Source organism: Kitasatospora sp. NEAU-69, from assembly GCF_057158765.1.
Window position 1 is genome coordinate 1 of record NZ_JBWXUE010000020.1, and the last position, 14,493, is coordinate 14,493.

The 14,493-nt window shown below is 73.7% G+C and carries 11 protein-coding genes; 2 read left to right on the forward strand and 9 right to left on the reverse strand.

Annotated elements, in window-relative coordinates:
• Positions 1 to 174: 174 nt before the first annotated feature.
• The 7 genes from AC060L_RS22515 to AC060L_RS22545 all read right to left on the reverse strand — a co-directional run bounded on the left by AC060L_RS22515 (position 175) and on the right by AC060L_RS22545 (position 8,156).
• Positions 175 to 378, reverse strand: a complete 204-nt coding sequence (locus AC060L_RS22515; RefSeq protein ID WP_483800660.1) for a DUF397 domain-containing protein — start codon at positions 376 to 378, stop codon at positions 175 to 177.
• 90 nt (positions 379 to 468) lie between these two features.
• On the reverse strand, positions 469 to 1,425 hold the full coding sequence (locus AC060L_RS22520; RefSeq protein ID WP_483800661.1) for an aldo/keto reductase: 957 nt from the start codon (positions 1,423 to 1,425) through the stop codon (positions 469 to 471).
• A gap of 9 nt (positions 1,426 to 1,434) precedes the next feature.
• Positions 1,435 to 3,654, reverse strand: coding sequence for an MGH1-like glycoside hydrolase domain-containing protein (locus AC060L_RS22525; RefSeq protein ID WP_483800662.1), 2,220 nt, complete (start codon positions 3,652 to 3,654; stop codon positions 1,435 to 1,437).
• A complete protein-coding gene (locus AC060L_RS22530) occupies positions 3,651 to 5,696 on the reverse strand; it encodes a beta-galactosidase (RefSeq protein WP_483800663.1) in 2,046 nt (681 codons plus the stop codon). Before AC060L_RS22530 ends, AC060L_RS22525 begins: the two co-directional genes overlap by 4 nt.
• Before the next feature lie 30 nt (positions 5,697 to 5,726).
• Positions 5,727 to 6,989 (reverse strand): MAB_1171c family putative transporter, encoded by a 1,263-nt coding sequence (locus tag AC060L_RS22535; protein WP_483800664.1) that lies wholly within the window; start codon positions 6,987 to 6,989, stop codon positions 5,727 to 5,729.
• The gene (locus tag AC060L_RS22540; protein WP_483800665.1) at positions 6,982 to 7,512 is read right to left on the reverse strand and encodes a ParH-like protein; all 531 of its coding nucleotides are present in this window, start codon (positions 7,510 to 7,512) and stop codon (positions 6,982 to 6,984) included. Before AC060L_RS22540 ends, AC060L_RS22535 begins: the two co-directional genes overlap by 8 nt.
• 179 nt (positions 7,513 to 7,691) lie before the next feature.
• Positions 7,692 to 8,156, reverse strand: a complete 465-nt coding sequence (locus tag AC060L_RS22545; protein ID WP_483800666.1) for an XRE family transcriptional regulator — start codon at positions 8,154 to 8,156, stop codon at positions 7,692 to 7,694.
• A 360-nt stretch (positions 8,157 to 8,516) separates the two neighbouring features.
• Between AC060L_RS22545 and AC060L_RS22550 the strand changes: the two genes are divergently transcribed.
• Positions 8,517 to 8,798, forward strand: a complete 282-nt coding sequence (locus AC060L_RS22550; protein ID WP_483800667.1) for a hypothetical protein — start codon at positions 8,517 to 8,519, stop codon at positions 8,796 to 8,798.
• A 45-nt stretch (positions 8,799 to 8,843) separates the two neighbouring features.
• Here AC060L_RS22550 and AC060L_RS22555 read toward each other — a convergent pair whose 3' ends face one another.
• On the reverse strand, positions 8,844 to 9,296 hold the full coding sequence (locus AC060L_RS22555; protein ID WP_483800668.1) for a universal stress protein: 453 nt from the start codon (positions 9,294 to 9,296) through the stop codon (positions 8,844 to 8,846).
• A 169-nt stretch (positions 9,297 to 9,465) separates the two neighbouring features.
• On the opposite strand from AC060L_RS22555, the gene AC060L_RS22560 reads away from it, so the two are divergent.
• Positions 9,466 to 12,738 carry a SpoIIE family protein phosphatase gene (locus AC060L_RS22560; protein ID WP_483800669.1) on the forward strand — a complete coding sequence of 1,091 codons (3,273 nt, stop codon included), beginning with the start codon at positions 9,466 to 9,468 and terminating at the stop codon, positions 12,736 to 12,738.
• A gap of 30 nt (positions 12,739 to 12,768) precedes the next feature.
• On the opposite strand, the gene AC060L_RS22565 is transcribed toward AC060L_RS22560, so the two are convergent.
• Positions 12,769 to 14,295 (reverse strand): fatty acyl-CoA synthetase, encoded by a 1,527-nt coding sequence (locus tag AC060L_RS22565; protein WP_483800670.1) that lies wholly within the window; start codon positions 14,293 to 14,295, stop codon positions 12,769 to 12,771.
• Positions 14,296 to 14,493: the final 198 nt, after the last annotated feature.

The following is a 14,493-nucleotide window of genomic DNA, read 5'->3' on the forward strand; positions in this document are numbered from 1 at the left end:
AGGTGCGTGCTCTCGGCGTGCCGGGCGCAGGCCCTCGTACTGGACGTACTTGGGCCTGTGCCCGGTGCGGCGAGAGTGCGTGCATGGCGTCGCCGAGCAGAAGGGGGTTTGACGACAGGCCCTAGCGTCCGTCCGGGCGATCCTGCCGGGCGAGGCGGGGCCGATCAGGGCCGGTCAGCCGCGGGGGAGTTCGCCGAGCCGCAGCGCGGCCACGAAGGCGGACCAGGCCGGGAAGCCGAAGACCAGCGCGGGACCGTTCGGATCCTTCGAATCGCGGATCGGCCGCAGGTCGCGGTAGCCGTCCGCGACCTCGACGCAGTCGCCCTCGCCGCTGCTGAAGCTGCTCTTGCGCCAGCGAACGTCCCATATGGCATCCATGCCCCCTGCCCTTCCCGCTCGACTGCCCGGAAAACACGTCAGGTCCGGCGTTCCGGCCGGACCTGACGACAAATTCGCCGCAAGGGCTGCTCATGCCACGGCGGGCTCCGCATCGAGAACCGCGTCGATCTCGGCCAGTTCCTCAGGGGTCGGCACCCACTGCCCCGCGGCGGCATTGGCGCGCACCTGCTCGGCGCTGGTCGCCCCGGCGATGACCGAACCACAGCCGGGCCGTGCGGCAAGCGCCCCCACGCCGATCTCGAGGATGCTTCGGCCGTGCGCCTCGCCCCAGGCCGCGAGGCGTTCGACCGTGTCGAGGCCGGCCTCGGTCACCCGCTCGGGCCGCGACGCCAGCCGCGAGCCTGCGGGCACGCCCGTGGCACGGCGCACCTTCCCGGTCAGCATGCCGTTGGCGAGGGGGTAGAACGGCAGCACGCCGAGGCCGTAGTGCAGAGCCGCGGGCACCACCTCCCGCTCCGCGCCGCGTTCGAGCAGCGACCACTCGTTCTGGGCCGAGACGAACGGGACGGCCCCGATCTCCCGGGCGACGTGCGCGGCCTCGGCGATCTGCCAGCCGGCGAAGTTGGAGTGCCCGATGTAGCGCACCTTGCCTTCGCGTACCAGCTCGCTGAGCGCGGCCAGCGTCTCGGCGATCGGTGTGCGCGGGTCGGGGCTGTGCAGCTGGTAGAGGTCGATGTGGTCGGTCTGCAGGCGTCGCAGCGACTCCTCGACCGCGCGCCGGATGTAGGCCCGACCGCCCTTCGCGCCGGCTGCGGGCCCGTAGCCCAGGTCCGCCCGCTGGTAGCCGAACTTGGTGGCCAGCACGACCTCGTCGCGCCGCCCCTTCAACGCCTGGCCCAGCAGCCTCTCGGAGCCACCCCCGCCGCCGTACATGTCGGCGGTGTCGAAGAGCGTCACCCCGGCGTCGAGCGCCGCGTCGACCACCGCGACTGTCTGCGCTGCGTCGAGCCGGCCGCCGAAGTTGTTGCAACCGAGCCCGACCACGGAGACAAGGAGCCCGCTGTTACCGAGCGTTCGATAGTCCATGGGGTCACATTAGTTCTCGTCTGGTGAGTCCCGGGTGATCAGTGGCAGCAGCAGCGCCGCCGACCAGCTGAAGTTGCTGGAATTCAGCGCCGCGCCGGTCAGCGGGTCGTAGTTCTCGTGGATCGGCTGGTCCGACAGCAGGCCGGCCGCGTTGGTCAGCAGCCGGTCGGTCAGGGCGGTCGCGTCCGCGTCGTAGCCATAGCGCCGCAGGCCCTCGATGCCGAAGTAGGCCTGGTCGAGCCAGACGGCCCCGCGCCAGTAGCCGGTCGGGTCGAAGCTCGGCGAGCTCTTGGCGACGGTCGGGAACGGCATCGGCGTGCCGAACTCGGCCGGGTCGGTGAGCCGGGCCCGGACGGCGGCCGCCTGGGCGGGCGAGGCGACGCCCGTCCACAGCGGTGTGATGCCCTCGGTGCCGCGCCCGCGGGCCACCAGCCGGGTGCCGCTGCCGAGCGCGGTGTCGTAGAACCAGCCGGTGGCGGGGTCGAACATCCGCTGCCGCACCTGTCCGGCGAGCGCAGCGTCGTCGGCGCGCCATCGGGCCGCCTCGGCTGGCATCCCCAACTGATCGGCGATGTCGGCGAGATAGCCCCGGTCGGCGGCGAGGTAGGAGTTGAGGTCGACCGAGTCCTGGTTGAGCGAGTAGCCGAGCAGCGTGCCGTCCGGGCCGAGGTTGCTCACCGGGGCCGTGCCGGAGGCCGCGTCGAAGCGCGGCGCGTCGTCCATGCCGCTCTCCCAGGCGGCCGCCTGCCGGATGTCCTCGGTGGTCGCGTTGCCCGGGTCCACGGTCGCGCCGTACTCGGACAGGCCGTTGCCGGCGTGGTCCCGGTTACGGCTCCACCAGGCCTGGTAGGCGGCCAGTTCGGGGTAGAGCTCGCGCAGGAAGCCGCGGTCGTGGTTCGTCCGGTAGACCTGCCAGACCGCCCAGGCGGCCAGCGGCGGCTTGGAGTTGCGCTCGTTCCAGTTGCCGCCGCCGTGCGCGGGGTCGTTGTAGAAGATGCAGTCCGGGATCATCCCGGCGTCCTGCGGATAGGCCGGATCGCCGGGCTGCACCTGGTGGTCGAACATCGCCCGGATCTGCTCCTCGGCGAGCACCGGGGAGAACCGCGCGGTGCCCACGGCCTGCTTCCAGGTGTCCCAGGCCCAGGCGCCGCCGGTGAACCACTTGTACGAGATCGAGGGCGTGATGGTGTCGTGCAGCAGCGCCCCGGCCGCGCTGCGCCAGTTGGTGACCAGCGTCTCCAGCGCCTTGACCGCGAGCCGGCGCCGGTCGGCCGGCACGCCGTCGGTCACCGAGTCGAGGTAGCCGCGCCAACGCCGGTCGTCCGTCTCGACAGCCTCGGCGACGGCCTGCGGACGCGCCAGCAGCGTCCGCACGGCGGCGCTCTCCCGCGCCTGCTCGGCGGCCGTGAAGGTGTACGACTCCGCCCAGTTGACGGTGTGGGCGGCGCCCGGCGCGAGCTGCACCGGGGCGGTCAGCTCCGTGCGGTACGAGTCACCGCTGACCGTGCTGGTCACCGGGCCGTCATGGGTGACCTGGAACCGCTCGGTGCCGTCGGTCAGGAAGTCCCAGGTCTGCCGGACCCGGGCGAAGGAGACCGCGACTCCGCTGTCGGTGGGCGCCAGGGTGAGCGCGCTGTGCATCGGCTCGTCGGCCGGGCGCAGCAGTGATCCGGTCCAACCAACGCCCAGCGTAAGGGACTTCGCGCCGGAGTTGGTGATCTCGGCCTGCACCAGGGCGGTCCGGTTGCTGGTGAAGCGCAGCGAGAGGTCAAGCCGCAGGCCGTCGCCGAGGTCGTAGCGTTCGGTCAGCCGCCCCGGCAGTGCGGCGAAGACCGGGGCGCCGCCCTTGGCGAGGTCCAGCGGGCTGCCCTGCTCAGTGAGTTGGATCCGGCTGAACGACTTGCTCAGCCACCACGGGTACTCCTGGGCGATGTAGAGCGGGCCGCTGAAGCCGCCATAGCCGGACGGGTCGCCGGGCGTCGGCAACGCGTAGGCGTGCCAGGCTCCTTGGTCGGCGAAGACGTTGATCTGGTTGAGGTCGTTCGCGTCGCCCGGTAACGCGGCGGCTGGGGTGCCGTGCAGGTCGAGCACATCGGCGTAGGCGGAAGGAGAGGAGGCAGAGGCCGAGGCGGCAGAGGCGGCGTAGGCGGCTGGTGGCGCCGCGCCGATCGCGGCCGCGAGCAGCACGGTGCTTGCGGCGGTGGCCGCGATGCGCAGGGAACGGTTCACGGTGTCTCCTTCTCGGTGACCAGGACCGCCACGCCGTGGGCATCGAGCGGCAGGCGATCTCCGACGGCCGCACCGGTCAGCAGCTCCGCGGCGCCGTGCCAGCGGGCCGGCAGCGCGATCTCGACCGGTTCGGCGTTGTGGTTGAGCAGGAACAGGTGGTCCAGCCCGGTGGGCGAGCTGCGCACCGTGGCCTCCACCCCGGCGGGCGCGGCCAGCACGGGCGCGACACCCGCCTCGGCCAGCACCGGCGCCAGCACCTCGCCGATCTGGTCGTCCAGCCGGCAACTCACGTACCACGCATTGCCGTTCCTGGTCACCGCGGGCTGTCCGGCCAGCGCTCCACCGGCATACCGGGCGAGCACGGAGACCGCCGAACCCGCCACGGGCTCCAGCCACTCGGTCCAGCCGGTCGCGCTCAGCTCCCGTCCGTCACCCCGGGCGGGCTCCAGCCGCACCGGCAGCGTGGCGCCGTCCGGCAGCGGCCAGCACTCGTCCACGGCCACGCCCAGCAGTTCGCGCAACGGCCCCGGCGCGCCACCCGGGTGGATGTGGTCCTGCGCGTCCACCACCCCGCTGAACGGGCCGCAGACCAGCCGCCCGCCACCGGCCACGAAGCCGGCCAGCCAGGCGGCGTCCGCCGTCCGCAGCAGGTACAGGTTCGGCGCCAGCACCACCCGGCAGCCGGTGAGTTCGCCGCCGGGCCGGACGAAGTCGACCGGCACACCGCGCTCGTACAGCGCCGCGTACCACGGCCGCAGCAGCTCGACCCAGCGCATCCGCGCCGACGGGTGGTCGTCCGCCTCCAGCGCCCACCAGGACTCCCAGTCCAGCACGATCGCCACCTCGGCCCGCGAGCGCCCGCCCGCCACCGACCCCAGCCGGGCCAGCTCGGCGCCGAACCGCACGGTCTCCCGCCAGCCGCGCGCGGCGGTGCCCCGGTGCGGCAGCATCGCGCTGTGGAACTTCTCCGCACCGGCCCGCGAGGCCCGCCACTGGAACGAGAGCACCCCGTCCGACCCCCGGGCGACCGCCTGGAGCGCCCAGAGCCGGCGCAGCGCGGGCGGTTTGGGCACGTTCACCGGCCGCCAGCTGACCGCCGACGGCGCCTGCTCCAGCAGCAGCCACGGCGCGCCGCCCTTCAGCGAGCGCATCAGGTCGTAGTGCAGCGCGGCCCACACGTGCGCGCGCGGATCGGCCGGGTCCGGATACGCGTCGTCGCTGACCAGGTCCTCGTGCGCCGCCCAGGTCCAGTAGTCGAGCGGCTTGAACATCGACATGAAGTTCGTCGTCACCGGCACCCCGGGCGCGAGTTCGCCGAGCACCGCCCGCTCGGCGCGGTAGCACTCCAGCAGCGCGTCCGAGCAGAACCGCCGCCAGTCCAGCAGTTGGGTCGGGTTCACCGGCCCGGGCGCGGTGCGGGGCGGCTCGATCTGCCCGAGGTCGTTGTAGTGCTGCGACCAGAAGCCGGTCCCCCAGGCCTCGTTGAGCCGCTCGACAGTGCGGTAACGGTCTGCCAGCCAGCGGCGGAAGTGCGCTGCCGACTCCGCGCAGAAGCACTCGTGGACGTGGTCGCCGTACTCGTTGTGCACGTGCCAGAGCGCCAACGCCGGGTTCCCGGCGTAGCGTTCGGCCAGCGCCCGGGTCAGCCGGACGGCCGCGGCGCGGTAGACCGGGGAGGACGGGCAGTAGTGCTGCCGGGAGCCGAACTCCAGCCGCACGCCGTCGGCGGTGACCGGGAGCAGCTCCGGGTGGGCGCGGACCAGCCAGGCGGGCGGCGAGGCGGTCGCGGTGGCCAGATCGACCGCGACGCCGTGCCCGTGCAGCAGCTCGAGCAGCCGGTCCAGCCAGCCGAACTCCCACTGGTCCCGGCTCGGTTGGAGCTTCGCCCAGGCGAAGACCCCGACCGTGACCAGGTTGACCCCGGCCTGCGCCATCAGTGCGGCGTCCTCGGCCCAGACCGCCTCGGGCCACTGCTCCGGGTTGTAGTCGCCGCCGTACCACAGCCCCGGCGCCCCTCGGTCACTCCGGCCCGCCTCAGTCACCCCGACACGCTTCAATCACCCCGACACGCCTCACTCACCCCGACACACCTCAGCCGCCGCCCGCCGGCGCACCGCGCCGACCGCCGTGCTGCTCGCGAAGGCCGCGTTGACCTGCGCCAGCCAGTCCGCCTCGGCGTCCACCGTGCCGAGCCCGGCGCCCGGCAGGCAGGCGGACGGCAGCTCGGCGTCGGCCCGGCGCACGCCCGAGCGGCGCCCCTCCAGCGCCGCCGCGAGCACCGCGGCCTCGACCAGCGCCCCCTCGGGCGCCTCGCCCGCCGCGTCCCGCACCCAGCACGGCACGTCGGCCGGCACGTACGGCCGCAGCGCGAGCTGGCCGTCCCGGATCTCGATCACCCGCCGGTACAGCGCGAACTCCGCGTCCCGCAGCGCGAGCCCGCGACCTCGTCCTGGCCCTCGCCCGCGCCCGGCCCGCTCGATCCCGGGCAGCGCGATCCCGGGCACCGCGGAGTGCACCGCCGACCAGAGCGGCTCCAGGGCGGCGTACCGGCGCCGGGCCCGCAGCCAGCGCACCGGCGCGGTGACCCTGGCCCCCCAGCGGGTCGCGCCCCAGGCGGTGATGGTCGCCCCGCTCAGCGCCAGGCAGGCGCAGAGCACGCCGAGCAGGTTGGAGAGGGTGTCCTCGCCGCCGCCCTGGCGGCCGCTGCCGAGCAGGTCGACGATGTCGTCCACGGTCCAGAGCGTCCAGAGCACGCCCTCGGCGGCGGCGAGCGTCATCAGTCCCAGACCGGTGCGCAGCAGGCCGGCCTCGGCCCGCCGGGTCTGCCGGGCGAGCACCGCGCAGAGCACGCCGAGGCAGTGGACGGCGTACCCGGCCAGCAGGGCGTTGTACCCGACGAGCAGCCAGACCCCGGCGCCGTGCACCACCAACTCGTCGCCCCGGACGGCCGGATGGGCCCCGGCGAAGAGCACCGTCAGCACCGCGGGCACCACCGTGGCGGCCAGCGTGTGCCGGCGCAGCCGGGCCCGCGGCCCCCCGCCGCGCGCCTGGAGCGAGAGTGCGAGCAACAGGAGCAGGCTGACCGCGCCGGTCTTCAGCAGGTCGCCGAGCAGCATCGTGGTGTCCGCCTGCGTGGCGCTGCGGCCCGCCGCGCTCAGCGTGGACGGCGCCAGCACGGCCAGCGCGCCGCCCATGCAGAGCGCGAATCCGGTCACGTAGCGCTGGGTCGAGTCGCCGCGGTCGGTACGGACGGCGGCCAGCCGGTGGCCGCCGAAGAAGAGAAAGAGCGCGGCGGCGAGGTATCCGGCCAGGTCGGCCGCATCCAGCTCAACCACCGCTCGGCCACCGGCCGGCCGGTGCGCCGAAGACCGACTCGGCCCAGGAGGCGGCCGGTTCGGCGCCCGGCCGGCCGCCGCTGCTACCGCTTGCTCTGCCGGCTCGGCCGCCTCTGCCGCTGCCACTGCCGGTGGAGACCCGGTGCAGGATCAGCGAGGCCATCAACTCGGCCTCCTGCTCCTGCGGTTCGGAGTAGACCGTGCGGCCGAGCACCCGCTGCACCAGCCCGGCGGAGAGGTGCGGCAGCATCAGCTGCGCCGCGGCCGAGCCGGCCGGCGCGCTCTCGTGGTGGCCGCAGAGCAGGTGGGCGGCCTCGTGCAGCAGGATGTGCTGCTGGTGCAGCCGGGTGGTGTCGGCCGAGTAGAGCACGTAGTCGGCCCGGTCGGTGGTGACCAGCAGCCCGCACGGGATGTGCGGGCGGGCGGTCACCGGGATCAGCTCGATCGCCCGGCCGCGCCGCTCGGCGAGCCCGGCGATGAACTCGGCGGCGTCAAAGGGGTCGGGTAACTCCAGGGCCTCCACGGTCCGTTGACATCGCTGCCAGAGCCGATCGCGCCGCCCGCCGATGATGCCCAACGCGCTCCCCTCCCCGGGATCACCGCTGCTCCACACCCCCGCGCCACCAACCCCCGTGCCGCCGAACACCCGCCGCCGGCCCTGCTCCACCGCCTACGTCCACCGCCTACGTCCACCGGCCCGGGCTACCCACGCTCCTCGGCCGCCGCACCCTCGCGCCGGGCGATCACGTCGATCAGGTCACTGATCGTGCCGACCCCCTCCGGCGACAGGTTGACCGCGCGCAGCGCCATGCTCCGCACGCCGGCGTCCCGCAGTGCGCCGAGCAGCTCCAACTCCTGCGCGATCACCGCACCCTGGTCGTCGTCGAAGAAGTAGGCGACCGGGACCTGGAAGAACTGGGCGAGCGCCTCCAGATGGCGCTTGGTCGGGTTGTCCCGCCGCCCGGTGCGCAGCTGCCACAGGTAGGTCGCCGAGAAGGTCTCACCGGTCGCCTCGCGGCAGGCCTTGGCGACCTCCTCGTGGCTGTACTGCTCACGATTGGGCCGGCGGACGACGCGGAACAGCCCGTCGATCTTCTCGGCCAGCGTCGTCGCGGTCCCGCCGGTCGTCGTCGTCCCGACGGCTGCGGTTGTGTCAGACTCCGCCATCCCACACCTCCCGGCCTCTGCGGACCTCACCGTTCGATGGCGGTCATCCTAGTTGACTTGTGACAGCCTGTCAGCGACGGCCTGGCCGGGGCGGCCGAACTGTCGCAGGTCCACGCTCAGCATCCCTTTCCACCTGGACCGTTCATCGGTCAACGACACCTCGGACGCGCCCCGACACCACCCCGACACCACCCCGGCACAGCCCGGGCGCCGACCGATCGGTACCCGACGGCAGGAACTCTCCGTACACCCTTGTCAGCGGGCCGCAAAGAGAGTTATATCGCCCATACAGGGACGAAATGGACCGCCGCTCGCCGCGCACCGGCGGCGAGCCCCGGCACGAGTCGGAGGTCTGATGCCATGATCACCGAACAGGCGGTGGAACACGTCGAGTTCACCTGCGGGCACTGCTGGCACCAGTGGTCCGCGGACTACGACGTCCAGCACTACCGGGACGAGGACGGGGCGGACTGGGAGAACTTCTCGCACTCCGGCATCCCCGCGGCCTCCCCCTACTCGGCAGCCGGCGCGCCGGCCTGCCCCGAGTGTCACCGGCACTGGGTCGGCCACCTGACCGCCCGGCATCTGCTCCCGCTGCCCGACAACGCCACCGCGCCGACCGCGGCCCACGCCGGCAGCTGACCCGCCCCGCCCGACCCCGCACCAGCGCTACGGCCCTGCACCGCGCTACGGCACCACCGTCACCGGCCATCGGCCCGCCCGCACCAGCCGCACCGCGAGCGAGCCGATCAGCCGGTGTCCGCGCTGCTCGGAGGCCCCGACCACCAGCGCGTCCGCCCGCACCTCCTCGGCGTACCGGGTGATCTCGGCGAACGGGTCGCCCTCCAGCACCACGAAGCTCACCGGCACCCCGCGCCCGCGCGCCTGCTCCACCTGGGCGGTCAGCTCGGCGACCGTCGCCTCGTTGGCCTCCCGCGTGGCCACCACCGCGGCCGCGCTCGCCCCGGCGAGCGCGCCGATGGTGCTGACGTAGACCGCGAGCAGTCTGCTGCCCTGCCGCCTGGCCAGCCCGGCGGCGTAGGAGGCTGCCCGCAGCGAGGTCACCGAGCCGTCCACCGCGGCCACGATGGTGGCCGGGCCGTCGGTGCCGAGCTCGAAAGGGTTTGTCCGAGTCGTCATGCGCTCAGTATTACGCCCTGTCGGCCGTACCCACACGACCGGCTCCAGCGCGTCCGGCTGCGGCTCCTGGGTGGCCCGGCGAGCGGCACGGGCCGCCGGGCTCGCGCCCGACGTGGGAAAATGACCGGGCGGGGAGACCACCTCCGGCGAGCGACGAGCGGCGGTCGGCATGGACGCAGCTGAGCACCAGAGCGGAGCGAACGCGCGCCGACCGGCGGCGGACGGCACCGACGCACGCCCCGTCGACAGCCCGACGGACGGTCCGGTGGCCGCCGCAGCACCCGGCACGCCGGTCGGCCCCACCGGGCGCAGTGCGCCGGAGAGCCTGCTGATGGTCCCGATCGCGACCGCGCTGATCGAGGGCAGCGGCCGGATCCTGCACTGGAGCGGTGACGCCGAGGAGCTGCTCGGCTACCCGGCCGCCGAGGCCGTCGGCGCCCCGGCCGCGCAGCTGCTGGTCACCGACGAGCAGCGCCCACAGGTGCTCGCGCTGTTCGAGGAGATCCTGGCCGGTCACGCCTGGTCCGGCGTCTTCCCGGTCCGCCACCAGAGCGGCCACCTGGTCAACCTGGAGTTCCGCACCCACCCGGTGATCGGCCCGGACGGGCGGCCGCTGGTGCTCGCGGTCGCCTCCGACGTCACCGCCGTGCGCGGCGTGCAGGCCGACCTCGCGCTGCTGGACGGGTTCTTCACCCAGTCGCCGGTCGGCATGGCCGTCTACGACACCGAGCTGCGCTTCAAGCGGTTGAACGAGGCGTTGGCGCAGGTCAACGGCCTGCCGGTGGCCGAGCACCTGGGCCGGCGGGTGACCGAGGTGCTGCCCGGGATCAACGGCGCGGAGGTCGAGGCGGTGATGCGGCACGTGCTGGAGACCGGCGACCCGGTGATCGACGCCCGCTCCTACGGCCGCACGCCCGGCGACCCGAACCACGACCACGCCTGGTCGGCGTCCTACTTCCGGCTGGAGGAGCCGCCGGGGCGGATCCTGGGCGTCAGCTCGACCATCGTCGACGTCTCCGACCGGTTCCGGGCCGAGTCGCAGGCCGCCCGGGCCACGGAGCGGCTGAAGCTGCTCGTCGACGCCACGGCCTCCATCGGCACCACGCTCGACCTGCGCCGCACCGCCCGCGAGCTGGCCGAGGCGATGGTCCCCCGGATCGCCGACGTCAGCGGCGTCTTCGCACTGGAGCGGCTGGTCAGCGGCAGCCAGGCGGCCGACGGCGACGGCGAGCGCGACCGGGTGCGCCGGCTCGCGATCGCCTCGCAGGACCCGGACTACCCGGTGGCGTACCTGCCGACCGACACCGTCTACGACATCCCGGCCGACTCCCCGTACGCCCGCGCGATGGCCACCGGTCGCACCGTGGTGGTGCCGTCCTGGGACCTGCCGCCGCTGACCACCGACCCGCCGCCGGGCGCACCCGGCGCCGAGACCGACGGGCCGGACGGCGAAACGGGCGACAGACAGACCGACGAACAGGCCGACAAGCAGACCGGTCGCCTGACCGGCGCGCCGCTGCGCGCGTTCTTCGGCGGCCGGTCCCGCTCGGTGCGGATCACCCCGCTGGTGGCCCGCGGCACGGTGCTGGGCATGGTGGTCTACTCGCGGCGCGGCGAGCGCGAGTCCTTCGCCGCGGAGGACATCACGCTCGGTGACGAGCTGGCCCGCCGGGCCGCCGTCGCGATCGACAACGCCCGGCTCTACACGCTGGAGCGGGCCGCCGCCGAGGACCGCAGCAGGGCGCTGGAGGACGCCCGCGCGGCCACCCAGCGCCTGGCGCTGCTGAACGAGGCGAGCACCCGGATCGGCGCCACGCTCGACCTCGTGCGCACCGCCGAGGAGCTGGTCGAGGTGGTGATCCCCCGGTTCGCCGACTTCGTCACGGTAGACCTGCTCGCCTCGGTGCTGGAGGGCGACGAGATGCCGGTGGTGCCGCCGTCCGGCTCGGCGACGATGCGCGCGGTCGCGGTCGGCGAGGTCGGGCCCGGCGGCACGCTGACCGGCGCGGCCGATCCGGTCGGCGGCACCTCGCAGTCCGCGGCGCTGTATGCGCAGAGCCTGCGCAGCGGCCGGTCGATCCTGGTCGCCGAGGTGGACCACGAGAGCCTGGCCAGGATCGTCGCGCACCCGGACCGGATCGACCCGGCGCTGGAGGCCGGACTGCACTCCTATCTGATGGTCCCGCTGGTGGCTCGCGGCCGGGTGCTCGGCGGCGCCGAGTTCATGCGGCTGCACAGCGAGCACTCGACGAACCCGGAGGCGTTCAGCCGGGAGGACGTCGCACTCGCCGAGGAGCTGGCGGCCCGGGCGGCGGTCTGCATCGACAACGCGCGGCTCTACCGCCGGGAGCGGGACACCGCGCTGACCCTGCAGCGCAGCCTGCTGCCGCAGGAGGTGCACGACCCGCCCGGCCTGGAGATCGCCTACCGGTACCTGCCCGCCAGCGCGGTCAGCGAGGTCGGCGGCGACTGGTTCGACGTGGTGCCGCTCTCCTGCGGCCGGGTCGCGCTGGTGGTCGGCGACGTGATGGGCCACGGCATCCGGGCCGCCGCGACCATGGGCCAGCTGCGCACCGTCGCCCGCACCCTGATCACCCTGGACATGGACCCGGCCCGGGTGCTGCGCCGGCTCGACGAGACCGCCTCGACCGGCGGCGAGGGCCAGTTCGCGACCTGCATCTGCGTCGTGCTGGACCCGGTGGACCGGATCGGCACGGCGGCCTGCGCGGGCCATCTGCCGCCGATCGTGACCGGTGCCGACGGCTCGCTGCAGCTGCTCGACCTGCCCACCGGCGCACCGCTCGGGGTCGGCGGAGTGCCGTTCGAGAGCGTGGAGTTCGCGCTGCCGCCGGACGGGCAGCTGGTGCTCTGCACCGACGGCCTGATCGAGCGGCGCGACCGCGATCTGGACGAGGGCCTGGAGCTGCTGCGGCAGACCGTGGCCCAGCGGCACGGCAGTCTCGACCGGACCTGCGACGCGCTGCTGGAGACCCTGGTGACCGGGGACCGGGAGGACGACATAGCGGTGATCATGGCCAGGTCCCGCCCGATCGGCCCGGACCGGATCGCCACCCTCGCGCTCTACAACGACCGCGCGCTGGTCGGCGGCGCCCGCCGGTTCGCCCGCCGGACGCTGGCCGACTGGGGGCTGTCCGCGCTCACCGACCAGACCGAGCTGCTCACCAGCGAGCTGATCACCAACGCGATGGTGCACGCCGGCGCGCCGACCCAGCTGCGGCTCTTCCGCAACCAGGCGCTGACCGTGGAGGTCGCCGACGTGGACAGCCACGCGCCGCGGATGCGCCGGGCGCTGGAGGACGACGAGGGCGGCCGCGGCATGCACCTGGTGAACGAGCTGGCGCACCGCTGGGGCAGCCGCAGCACCCAGCACGGCAAGGTGGTCTGGTTCGAGCTGGAACTGCCGCTGGGCGCACCGGGCTGAGCCACCGACTCACCTTCAGAACAGCGGCCGTCAGGACTCCCAGAGCCGGTCGGACCCGGTGAGCCACTCCCGCAGCTCGCGCTTGAGCAGCTTGCCGGAGGCGTTCTTCGGCAGCGCGTCCGTGAAGTGCACCCGCTTGGGCAGCTTGAACGCGGGCAGCCGCTCGCGCGCGTAGGCGAGCAGCTCGTCCTCCGCCAGCTCGCCGCGGGCCACCACGATCGCGGTCACCGCCTCGATCCAGCGCGGGTCCGGCACGCCGATCACCGCCGCCTCGGCCACCGCCGGGTGCCCGTACAGCACGTCCTCCACCTCGCGGGAGGCGACCAGCACGCCGCCGGTGTTGATCACGTCCTTCAGCCGGTCCACCACGTACAGGTAGCCCTCGGCGTCGCGCCGGACCAGGTCGCCGGAGTGGAACCAGCCGCCCTCGAAGGCAGCCGCGGTCTCCTCCGGCTTCTCCCAGTAGCCGGTGCACAACTGCGGTGAGCGGTAGAGGATTTCGCCGATCTCGTCGGGGCCGACCTCGGCGCCGTCCTGGTCCACCACCTTGGCCTCCACGAAGAGCACGGTGCGCCCGGTCGAGGCGGGGCGCCGCTCGTGCTCCTCGGGGCGCAGCACGGCCGTCAGCGGACCGGCCTCGGACTGGCCGAACGCGTTGTAGAAGCCGACCCCCGGCAACGCCGCGCGCAGCCGCTCCAGCACCGGCCCCGGCATGATCGAGGCGCCGTAGTACGCCTTGCGCAGGCTGCTCAGGTCGGTGCGGTGGAAGTCCGGGTGCGCCTCCAGCGCGGTCCAGACGGTGGGCGGGGCGAAGAAGCTGGTGATCCGCTCGGCGGCGATCCGGCGCAGCAGGTCGCCCGGCTCGGGCGCCCTGACCAGCCGGTTCTCGGCGCCGAGCAGCAGGTACGGCAGCAGGAAGACGTGCAGCTGACCGGAGTGGTAGAGCGGCAGCGCGTGCAGCGGGCGGTCGTCCTCGCGCAGGTCCAGCGCGACCACGCAGGAGACGTACTCGTGCAGCAGCGCCCGGTGCGTCATCATCGCGCCCTTGGGCGCGGCGGTGGTGCCGGAGGTGTAGAGCAGCTGGATCAGGTCCTCGTCACGGACCGTCACGGCCGGCTCGGGCACCGGGCCTTCGGCGGCCTCGGTCAGCAGCCGCTCCAGCGTCGAGCGGTGGTGCAGCGCGGGCAGTGCCGGCAGCGCCGCGACGAGCTCGGCGTACTCCGCGTCGTGCAGCAGCGCGGCGCTGCCGGACTGCTCGACGAAGTAGTGCAGTTCGGCGCCGGTCGCGTTGTAGTTCACCGGGACGTGCACCAGGCCGGCCCGGCCGCAGGCGAGGAAGAGGATCAGGTAGGCGTCCGAGTTGCGGCCGAGCGCGGCGACCCGGTCGCCGGGGCGCAGGCCGTGGTCGAGCAGCCGGGCGGCGGCGCGGCTCACCGCCCGGTCGAGCTCGCGGTAGGTCCAGGCGCGGCCCTCGAAGTGCAGCGCGACCCGGTCGGGCGCCCGGACGGCCGAGCGGCGCAGGGCGTCGGGGACGGTGCTGGCGTGGTGGAAGTCCATGCCGGTGGGTATATCCGGATCGGCCGCTGGTACGCGTTTGTTGATTTAGTGTCATGCATTATTACGATCTTCATACTTCGCATCCGGCGCGGCGCGGCCCCTTCATCCCCTCCCATCTGCGATTGTCCGTCTATCGGACGATCAACTCCGCTCAACTGCCGTGTTCATGGTCATCAACCCCTTGTCGCAAGGGGTTCC